Origin of the sequence: Mycobacterium sp. (assembly GCF_025933915.1) — a bacterium.
In the GTDB taxonomy this organism is placed as follows: domain Bacteria; phylum Actinomycetota; class Actinomycetes; order Mycobacteriales; family Mycobacteriaceae; genus Mycobacterium.
In genome coordinates this window covers 1-11,227 of the sequence record NZ_JAICZA010000153.1, presented here as the reverse complement: position 1 = coordinate 11,227, position 11,227 = coordinate 1, and the positions used below count along the sequence as shown (strand labels likewise).

General features: G+C 68.8%; 2 protein-coding genes. Both read left to right on the top strand.

All coding sequences use genetic code 11. From position 1 onward, the window contains the following. The first annotated feature begins 589 nt into the window (after nt 1-589). Nucleotides 590-808 carry an MbtH family protein gene (locus Q0W90_RS19815; protein ID WP_297599442.1) on the top strand — a complete coding sequence of 73 codons (219 nt, stop codon included), beginning with the start codon at nt 590-592 and terminating at the stop codon, nt 806-808. 57 nt (nt 809-865) lie between these two features. Further along, the coding region (locus Q0W90_RS19810; protein WP_297776091.1) for a non-ribosomal peptide synthetase at nt 866-11,227 on the top strand (10,362 nt) is incomplete at its 3' end.

The following is an 11,227-nucleotide window of genomic DNA, read 5'->3' as shown; positions in this document are numbered from 1 at the left end:
TGCTGTTAAGAGGTCCATTTGCAACGCACGTGCGGCAAGGTAATCGGTTACGTCGCGGCCCATGGCCCCCTCGCGCCGCTTCCCGCCGTGAGGTCGAGGGCAAATATTTTGCGATTGCGTAAGCGATGCCCTTATCACTGCGTCGGCAAATAGCCACCCGTTTCGTGGCGGTACGCGGAAGCAGTTGCTCTAACCCGCCTGCGGGGGCGATGTCGTCGTCGGTCGACCCTGAAAGTCCTTTTGCTGAATAGCAAGACACGAGTGCAACAAGGGCCATTGTTATTGTCTTACGTAGGAACGTGATTCAGACGTTTCGAGGCGAGCGGTGTGGGTACACCGCGAGCGTGAATGGCAGCATTGACGGTCGTAGCGTCAGTCCGGTGAGGGGGTCCGCCACGGCCGTCATGGCGCAGTTGCCACCGCGTCCAATCTCACGGGCGCCGCTTTCGACCGCGTGCGCTAGTCGACATCGCGTGCGCTAGTCGAGGTTGCAGCCGAGCTCGACGCTCAATCGGTAAGCGCTGCAAGGCCGCTCAGGCGGTGCGCAGCGCACCGTGCACTTTCCGTTTCGGTGTTAGGGGGCCATCCGATGCAGCTCAATCCGTTCGATGACGACAGCGGCAGTTTTTTCGTCCTGGTCAATAACGAAGAACAACACAGTCTTTGGCCAACATTTGCTGTCATTCCCGCCGGTTGGAGAGTAGTTTTTGGGGAAGCCGACCGCGCAACCTGCCTGCACTACATCGAAGAAACCTGGCCCGATATCCGGGCGAAAAGTCTGCGCGACACGCTGAGCGCCGGTTTGTGATCTGCCGACCGATGTCGGTATGAAGGGGTTTGGGGCTCAAGCCGTGGGGGGCGTGTAGTGGACGTCGGGGACCGGGCATTTCCGGTGACGCGTGGCCAGCTGGATATCTGGCTAGCACAGCAAACCGGCCATCTCGACGTGGCATGGCAGCTGGGCGTGCTGGTCCATATCGAGGGTGCCATCGACCCCGGCCTCTTGCATCAGGCTATGCGACACGTGGTCAACGAGGCCGAAAGCCTGCGGGCCTGCTTCTTCGAGGCCGATGGCCAGGTCTTCCAAAAGGCCGTCGAATACGACGATGTCGATCTGGTCTTCTATGACCTGACCGATTCGCGAGATCCGGAGCGGGAAGTCCGAGAGACCGCATCATCGATCCAGCGAACGCCGATGCCGCTCACCGGCCCGATGATCAAGTTCGCGTTGTTCCGGACGGGCCCCGACGAGTACTACTGGTTCACGACCTGCCACCACATCGCCATCGACGGGATGGGCATCGCGCTGCTGGGTCGGCGGATCGCCGCTGTCTACTCTGCGCTCACGTCCGGCAAACCGGTTCCGCCCGCCTTCTTCGGCTCGTTGCACGACCTCGTCAGCAGTGAGTTGGAATACGAAACATCCGCCAAATTCCGTGAAGATCAAGAGTATTGGGCCGAGCACCGCCCCGCGAGCGGCGCGTACGATTATCCGGCGGCGTCGGTCGATGACGGGCGAGACCCGTATTCGCCGTCTCCACCAGTGCAATTGGATCAGTCCGTGGTCGGCAAGGTCAAAGAGCTGTCCAAGGCGTTGGGCATCCGTCGGTCATCGGTACTCACGGCGGCCTGCGCGCTTCTAGTGCGTGGGTGGTGCGCCGACAACTCGGATGAAGTCGTGCTCGACTTTCCGGTCAGCCGGCGAGTGGACCCGGGGTCGAAGACGCATCCCGGCATGCTCGCCGGGGTCGTGCCGCTGGTGTTGAACGCGTCGCCGGACGCGACCTTCGCCGACTTTTGCCGGCACGTCGACAAGCGGTCCCGGGAAGCGTTGCGGCATCAGCAATTCCCGACGCGCACGCTCGACGGCGAAGGCGACTTCAACGGCCCGAGGCAGGCGCCCAACCGCGTGGTAGTCAACTTCGTCCCGGCCCGCCTCACTCTCAGCCTCGGCGACGTCCCGGCAACCGCGAAATACACCAGCTTCGGTCCGGTAGGTCACTTCGGGCTGTTCTTCCTCGGCTTCGGGGACCAGCAGTTCCTGAGCACGGTCGGTACCGGACAACCGTTTTCCAACTTCGACGTCGCGGACCTGGCGGAGCGGCTGCAGCGGGTGCTGGCGACCATGGCGGCCGACCCGGGCCGGCCGTTGTCCTCCCTGGATGTGCTCCGTACCGGGGAGCTCGCCCGCGTGGAAGACCTTGGAAACAAGGCGGTTTTGAGCCTGCCGGCCAGCGCGCCGGTGTCGGTTCCGGAGTTGTTCGCCACCCAGGTGGCGCGCGCACCCGAGGCCATGGCGCTGGTGTGCGAGGGCCGGTCGGTGACCTACCGGGAACTCGACGAGGCGTCCAACCGGTTGGCGCACCTGTTGATCGGCCTGGGCGCGGGCCCGGGGCAGACTGTGGCGCTGCTGTTTTCACGCTCTCCGGAGGCTGTGGCGTCGATCCTGGCGGTGCTCAAAACCGGGGCGGCCTACCTGCCGATCGACCCCTCGTCGCCAGAGGCCCGGATCGGGTTCATGCTGGGCGACGCCAAACCCGTTGCCGCGCTGAGCACCCTCGACCTGGCCGACCGGTTGGACGGTCACGGTGTGACGGTCATCGATATCAACGATTCCCGCATCGATGACCAGCCCGTCGCGGCCTTGCCGGCGCCGCGTCCGGACCATACCGCCTACCTGATCTACACCTCGGGTACCACCGGTGTCCCCAAAGGCGTTGCGGTCACCCATCGCAACGTGACCCAGCTGCTGGGATCTCTGGATGGGGGCCTGCCGCCGTCGGGGGTGTGGTCGCAGTGCCATTCGTACGCCTTCGACGTCTCGGTGTGGGAGATCTTCGGCGCGCTGCTGCGTGGGGGGCGGCTGGTGGTGGTGCCTGAAGACGTGGCGCGTTCACCCGAAGAGTTCCACGACGTGCTGGCCGCCGAGGAAGTCAACGTGTTGACCCAGACCCCGTCGGCGGTGGCGATGCTCTCGCCGGAGGGCCTGACGTCGGTGTCACTGGTGGTGGTGGGTGAGGCCTGCCCGGCCGAGGTCGTCGATCAATGGGCGCCGGGACGGGTGATGGTCAACGCCTACGGCCCGACCGAAACGACCATGTGCGTCGCGATCAGCGCACCCCTGACCCCGGGATCCGGGACCCCGCCGATCGGCTCGCCGGTGGAGGGCGCGGCCTTGTTCGTGCTCGACGGCTGGCTGCGCGCGGTGCCGCCCGGAGTGGTCGGTGAACTGTATGTCGCCGGGGCCGGGGTGACCGGCGGATATGTCGGCCGGACCGGGCTGACCGCGTCGCGGTTCGTGGCGTGCCCGTTCGGGGGGCCGGGCGAGCGCATGTACCGCACCGGCGACCTGGCGTGCTGGGGCGGCGACGGGCAACTAAGGTACTTTGGCCGCGCCGACGAGCAGGTCAAGATCCGCGGCTACCGCATCGAACTCGGCGAAATCCAGGCCGCGCTCGCCGCGCTCGACGGCGTCGACCAGGCCGTGGTGATCGCCCGCGAGGACCGCCCCGGCGACAAGCGCCTGGTCGGTTATGTCACCGGAATCGCCGACCCGGCCGGGGTGCGCACCGCGCTGGCCGAACGACTCCCGGGCTACATGGTGCCGGCGGCCGTGGTCGGACTCGAGGCGCTGCCGCTGACACCCAACGGCAAACTCGACACCCGCGCGCTGCCGGCGCCCGAATACACCACGGGCGAGTATCGGGCCCCGGGCAACGCGGTCGAGGAGATCCTGGCCGGCATCTACGCCGAGGTGCTCGGCGTGCCGCGCGTCGGCGTCGACGAGTCCTTCTTCGAGCTGGGCGGCGACAGCATCTTGTCGCTGCAGGTGGTGGCGCGGGCACGCGCCGCGGGGCTGACGTGCCGGCCGCGGGACGTGTTCGTCGAGCAGACCGTGGCCCGGCTGGCCCGGGTGGCCGCGGTGAGTGGCGGGGCGGCGGAGGTGGCCGACGACGGTGTCGGGCCGGTGTCTGCCACCCCGATCATGCGGTGGCTGCAGGGTGCGCACGAGGCCGGCGGCCCGGTCGATCAGTTCAACCAGGCCGTGATGGTGCAGGCTCCCGCGGGGGTGTCCGAGGCGGACGTCTCAATCCTGTTGCAGGCCTTGGTGGATCGACACGCCATGCTTCGGCTGCGCGTCGATCACGACGACGCCGGCGGCTGGTCGTTCCACGTACCCGAACCCGGGACGGTGCGGGCCGACGACTGCCTGCGGTCGGTGGACGCGTTCTCCGATGAGGCGTTACTTGCGGCCCGCTCGCGGCTGAACCCGGCCACCGGGGCGATGCTCAGCGCGTTGTGGGTCGAGTCCACCGGCGAGCTGGCGGTGATCATCCACCACCTGGCGGTCGACGCGGTGTCGTGGTGGATCCTGTTGGAAGACCTCAACATTGCCTGGGCGCTGCACAGCGGTGGACAGCCGGTGGAGTTGGCGCCGGCGAGGACGTCGTTTGCCCGCTGGGCGACGCTGCTGAACGAGCACGCGCACCACCCCGACGTGGTCAGCCAGCTGAACGCGTGGAAGAAGGTAACCGCGACTCCCGCCGCGCTGCCCGGGGCGCGTCCCGACGTGGACACGTACGTCACCGCCGGCCGCCTGTCGGTCGAGCTGGACACCGAGACGACCGGCATGCTGCTCGGTGACGTGCCGACGGCTTTCCACGCCGGGATCCACGACATCCTGTTGATCGCCTTCGGACTGGCGTGGGCCGAATTCCTGGGTGACGCCGGCGCCCCGATCGGCATCGACGTCGAGGCGCACGGGCGTCACGAGGAGCTCGGGCCCGACACCGATCTGTCCCGCACCGTCGGGTGGTTCACCACCAAGTACCCGGTTTCGCTGAACGTGCCGGGGCCGGTTGCCGGATTGCGTTGGGCGCAGGTAATTTCCGGCGACGCGGCGCTGGGCCCGGTTATCAAACACGCCAAGGAGCAGCTTCGCGCCCTGCCCGAGCCGCTGACCTACGGGCTGCTGCGTTATCTCAACGCCGACGTCGACCTGGCCGGGCCCGACCCGTCCATCGCGTTCAATTACCTGGGACGTCAAGGCGCGGCGTCTGATTCGGCGGGCGCGGGCTGGCGCATCAGCCAGGACGGGCTGTCGTTGCTCGGCGTCGCGGCCGCGGTGCCCATGCCGCTGATGCACACCGTCGAGCTCAACGCCGGCACCATCGACACCGGTACCGGGCCACACCTGCACGCCGAATGGACCTGGGCGCCATCAGCTCTCGACGCAACGCAGATCACCCGGTTGAGCCGGCTGTGGTTCGAGGCCCTGACCGGTGTCTGCGCGCACGTGCGCTCCGGTGGCGGGGGACTGACCCCGTCGGACATCGCCCCGGCCCGCCTGAGCCAGCAGCAGATCGACGAGTTGGCGGCCCAGCACCATATCGCCGACATCTTGCCGTTGACCCCGCTGCAGCAGGGGCTGCTCTTCCACTCCAGCACCGCGCAGGGCAACGACGACATGTACGCGGTCCAGCTGGATTTCACCCTCACCGGGCCGCTTGACCCCGACCGCCTGCGCGACGCGGTGCACACCGTCGTCAACCGGCACCCCCACCTGGCGGCCCTGTTCTGCGAACGGTTCGACGAGCCCGTGCAGATCATCCCGGCCGATCCCGTTGTCGAGTGGCGCTACCTCGAGCTCGACGGCACCGGCGACACCGACGAGCGAATCGAGCAGCTGTGCGCTTCCGAACGCGCCGCGGTGTGCGACCTCGCCGGGCAGCCGGCGTTCCGGGCCGCATTGATCCGCACCGCGGACCGTCGGTTCCGGTTCGTGCTGACCAATCACCACATCCTGCTCGACGGCTGGTCGCTGCCCATCCTGCTGCGCGAAATCTTCGCCGGCTACTACGGGCAACGCCTGCCCGCCGCCGGCTCCTACCGCGCCTTCCTCACCTGGCTGGCCGATCGCGACCTCGACGCCGCCCGCGAAGCCTGGGGAGAGCTGTTGTCCGGCTTCGAAACTCCCACCCTGGTCGCGGCCGAGGACCGGTTGGGGCAGGGGCCCCGGGGCTTCGAGAAGTCTCGAGTGCCCGCGCAGATCACCCGGGCCCTCGGCGAACTGGCCCGCTCGCACCACACCACGCTGAGCACCGTCCTGCAGGCCGCGTGGGCGTTGGTGCTGACCTCGCTGACCGGTCAGCACGACGTCGTCTTCGGCACCCCGCGATCGCGGGTCGGGCAGCTGGAGGTCGACGACGCGGAATCGATGGTCGGGCTGCTGATCAACACGGTGCCGGTGCGCGCGAACATCACCGCGACGACCACCACCGCGGATCTGTTGGCGCAGTTGCAGAACAGTCACAACGACGCGCTCGAGCACCAGCACCTGGCGCTCAGCGAGATCCATCGCGTCACCGGCCACGACCAGCTTTTCGACACGCTCTTCGTCTACGAGAACTACCCGATCGACAGCGGCATGACGCTGGGTGACGACGGGTTGGCCATCGCGGCGTTCACCAACCGCGAGTACAACCACTACCCGCTGACGGTGGAGGCCCTGCCCGGCCGCGAACTCGGCCTGCACATCGAATTCGATGCCGACGTGTTCGACGCCGCCGGCATCGGGTCGCTCATCGAGCGCCTGCAGCGGGTATTGGTCGCGATGACCGCCGACCCCGCCCGGCGGCTGTCATCGGTCGGCCTGTTGGACCGCGACGAGCGCGAACTGCTGCTGTCGACGATGTCCGGCGCCGGAGCGGCGGCACCGGTCGGCGTTGCGCCGCAACTGCTTTCCGCGGCGGTGGCGGCGAACCCGGACGGGCCCGCGGTACTCGACGGCGTGCGGGAGTTGTCGTATCGCGAACTCGACGAATGGTCAACGCGTTTGGCGCGCACGCTGATCGAGGCGGGCGTGGGCCCGGAGCGCGCAGTCGGCGTGGCGATCGACCGCTGCGCGGAGCTGGTGGTCGCCTGGTGGGCCGTCGTCAAGGCCGGCGGCGTCTATGCGCCGGTGGATCTGGACCATCCCGTCGAGCGCGTCGCGTCGGTGCTCGACGCCGTCGACGCGGTGTGCGTGTTGACCTGCGGCACCGACGACATCGCCGGCGCCGGGGCGCGCCCGATCGTGCGTCTCGACGGTCTCGACCTGTCCGGGCGTTCCACGGAGGAGATCACCGACGCCGACCGGCTGTCGCCGCTGCGCGCCGGCGACACCGCGTACGTGATCTTCACGTCGGGGTCCACCGGCGTGCCCAAGGGCGTGGCGGTCGGCCACAGCGGCATGCTGGGCTGGGCTGCCGCCCAACGCGAGCTGTTCGGTCTGGGCGCGGACGCGCGGGTGCTGATGGTTGCCTCGCCGACCTTCGACGCATCGGTCGGAGAACTGTTGCTGGCCGCGGGATCCGGCGCGGCGCTGGTGGTGGCGCCGCCGCAGGTGTATGCGGGTGAGGCGCTGACCGCGCTGCTGCACGACCAGCGGGTCAGCGCGGCCATCCTGACACCCACCGTGATCTCGACGCTGGACCGCGCCCGCCTGGATCGCCTGGACACGCTGGTCGCCGTCGGGGAGGCCTGCCTGCCCGAACTGGTGGACGCCTGGGCGCCGGACCGCCAGATGTTCAACGGCTACGGCCCGAGCGAGACCACCATCTGGGTCACCTGTGCGCGGCTGTCGGCCGGCGAGCCGGTTCGCATCGGCGCCCCCATTTCCGGCGTGTGCGCGCGTGTGCTCGATGCCTGGCTGAATCCCGTCCCGGTCGGCGTGGTGGGCGAGCTGTACCTGAGCGGGCCGGCCCTGGGGCACGGCTATGTGGGCCGGGTGGAGTTGACCGCGGAACGGTTCGTCGCCAACCCCTTTGGCGCCGCGGGGGAGCGCATGTACCGCACCGGCGACCTGGTGCGCTGGATGCCCGACGGCACCCTGGATTATCTGGGCCGCGCCGACAGCCAGATCAAACTGCGCGGGCAGCGCATCGAATTGGGCGAAATCGAAAACACCCTGCTGGCCTGCCCGCAGGTGGCCCAGGCCGCCGTCACCGTTGCGGACGGCGCGACCGGCTCGCACCTGGTCGCCTACGTGACGCTCGACCACGCCGCCACCGCCGACCGGGGCGTCGAACAAGACGCCGAAGACGTCCAGGAGTGGCAGCACCTCTACGACGGCCTGTATGGCGCCGACCTCGCGGCCAACTTCGGCGAGGATTTCCGCGGCTGGAACAGCAGCTACACCGGCGATCCGATCCCGCTCGAAGAGATGGCCGAATGGCGTTCCGCCACAGTCGAACGCATCATGTCCCTGCAGCCACGACGGGTGCTGGAGATCGGCGCGGGTTCGGGATTGCTGCTCTCACAGATCGCCCCGCAATGCGATCAGTATGTCGCCACCGACTTCTCGGCCGTCGCGATCGACAACCTGGCCCGCTCGATGGAGCAGCTGCAGCTGCCGTGGCGTGACCGCGTCGAGCTGCTGACCCAACCCGCCCACGTGACCGACGGGCTGCCGCAGGGCCACTTCGACACCATCATTCTCAACTCGGTCGTCCAGTACTTCCCCAGCGCGGGATACCTGGCCCAGGTCATCGACAAGGCCATGGAGCTGTTGGCCCCCGGCGGTGCGGTCTTCATCGGTGACATCCGTAACCACACCCTGCAGGGCGCGTTCCAGACCGCGATCGCGCTGGCCCGCGGTGACGGCGCCGATGCGGCCGAGATCCGCCAACGTGTGCGCCACGCCATGCTCGGCGAGACCGAATTGCTCCTGGCGCCCGAGTTTTTCACCTCCTGGGCCGGCTCCCGCCCGGAGGCCGTCGGAGTCGACATTCGCGTCAAACGCGGAATGGCCGACAACGAACTGAACCAGCACCGCTACGACGTCGCCATCCGCAAGGCGCCCGCGCGCGTGCGCTCGGTGGCCGACGACCCCGCCCTGACGTGGGCGCAGTGCGACGGCCTGCGCGGGCTGCACGACACCCTGACATCGCAGCGTCCCGCCGCCATCCGCGTCACCGACATCCCGCGCGCCGGACTGATCACCGACGTCGGCGTCGAGGCCGCGCTGGCCGAGGGGCTGCCCCTGGCCGACGCACTGGCCCGGGCCGACGCCGGCCCCGACGCCACCGTCGCCGAAGAATTGCACCGCCTCGGTGAGGGCGCCGGATATCATGTGGCCGTCACCTGGGGCGCCCAACCCGGCACTCTCAGCGCGGTTTTCATCGCTTCCGGCGACCGGGCCGTCGCGGCCCTGACCGATCTCTACCTGGCCCCCGACGGGGCCCGGCGACGCAGCAGCCACGCCAACGACCCCCGCACCAACACCAAGATCGGCGAGGTGCGCGAACGGTTGAGCGCCTGGCTGCCCGAGTACATGGTGCCGACACACATTGTGGCGCTGGAAGAATTCCCGATGACGACCTCGGGCAAGCTCGACCGCAAGGCCCTGCCGGCCCCCGATTACCAGGACGCCGATCGGTACCGCGCCCCGGCCACCGCCGTCGAGGAGATCCTGGTCGGCATCTACGTCCAGGTGCTCGGCCTGGAACGGGTGGGTGTCGACGACTCGTTCTTCGACCTGGGTGGGGATTCGCTGTCGGCGATGCGCCTGATCGCCGCGGTCAACACCAGCCTGAACTCCGACCTCGGGGTGCGGGCCGTATTCGAGGCGCCCACGGTCGCCGAGTTGGCGCTGCTGTGCCGTGGCGACGCCGACCGTCCGGACCCGCTGGTGGCGGGGGAGCGCCCGGCGGCGATTCCGCTGTCCTTCGCGCAGACCCGGCTGTGGTTCATCGACCAATTCCAGGGTCCCTCACCCATGTACAACATCACCGTGGCGCTGCGGCTGCGCGGGCGCCTCGACGCCGCCGCCCTGTCCGCGGCGCTGGCCGACGTCGTGGGCCGCCACGAAAGCCTGCGGACGGTGTTCGCGGCGGATGACGGAATTCCGCAGCAGGTGGTGGTTCCCGCCGACCAGATCGGGTTCGCCTGCGACATCATCGACGCCCGCGGATGGCCCGAAGACCGGCTGCGTGAGGCCATGGCCGCCGCCGCCCGGTACACCTTCGACCTGTCCAACGAAAGCCCCTTGCACACCGAACTTTTCACCGTCGGCGACGACGACCACATGCTGGTGGTGGCCGTGCACCACATCGCCGCCGACGGCTGGTCGATCACCCCGTTCGCGCGTGACCTCGGAATCGCCTACGCCAGCCGCTGCGGGGGCCACGCCCCCGACTGGGCGCCGCTGGCGGTGCAGTACGTCGACTACACGCTCTGGCAGCGCGCACATCTCGGTGACGTGGACGACGGCGACAGCCGCATCGCCGCCCAGCTGGACTACTGGGTCGACACCCTGGCCGGTCTTCCCGAACGTGTGCAGCTGCCCACCGATCGGCCCTACCCGCAGGTCGCCGACCACCGCGGCGCCCGGCTGGCGGTGGACTGGCCGGCCGAGCTACAGCAACAGGTCCGCCGGGTGGCGCGCGAGCACAACGCCACCAGCTTCATGGTGATCCAGGCCGCCTTCGCCGCGCTGCTCGCCAAGATCAGCGCCAGTACCGATGTCGCCGTGGGCTTCCCGATCGCCGGGCGTCCCGAACCCGCTCTCGACGACCTGATCGGCTTCTTCGTCAACACGTTGGTACTGCGGGTCGACCTGGGAGATCTCGGCGGGGACCCCACCTTCGCCGAGCTGCTGGCCCAGGTGCGCCGGCGCAGCCTGGCCGCGTTCGAGCACCAGGACGTGCCATTCGAACTGCTGGTGGAGCGGCTCAACCCCACCCGCAGCATGGCCCATCATCCGCTCATCCAGGTGCTGTTGGGCTGGGAGAACTTCCCCGGGGAGGTCACCGCCCCCGCCGCCGGGCTGACGTTGGGAGATCTGCGGGTCGCCCCGATACCGTTGCACACCAACACCGCTCGCATGGATCTGACGTTCTCGCTCGCCGAACGCTTCACCGAGTCCGGTCAGCGCGCCGGGATCGCCGTGACGGCGGAGTACCGCACCGACGTCTTCGACGCGGACACCGTCGAGGCGATGATCGAGCGGCTGCAGCGGCTGCTGGCGGCGGTCACCGCCGAACCGGAGCGGCGCTTGTCGTCGGTGGATCTGCTGGACACCGCCGAGCACACGCGGCTGGCGCGCTGGGGCAACGGGTCGGTGCTGACCGAGCGCATGGAACCGGTGTCGGTGGCGGGGTTGTTCGCGGCGCAGGCGGCGCGTACCCCGGGCGCGGTGGCGGTGACGTTCGGGGACCGGTCGATGACGTATCGGGAGCTCGACGAG

Bases quoted from the DNA above. Each gene is read 5' to 3' on its own strand.
- Q0W90_RS19815 (WP_297599442.1), top strand. From the start codon at position 590: ATGCAGCTCAATCCGTTCGATGACGACAGCGGCAGTTTTTTCGTCCTG.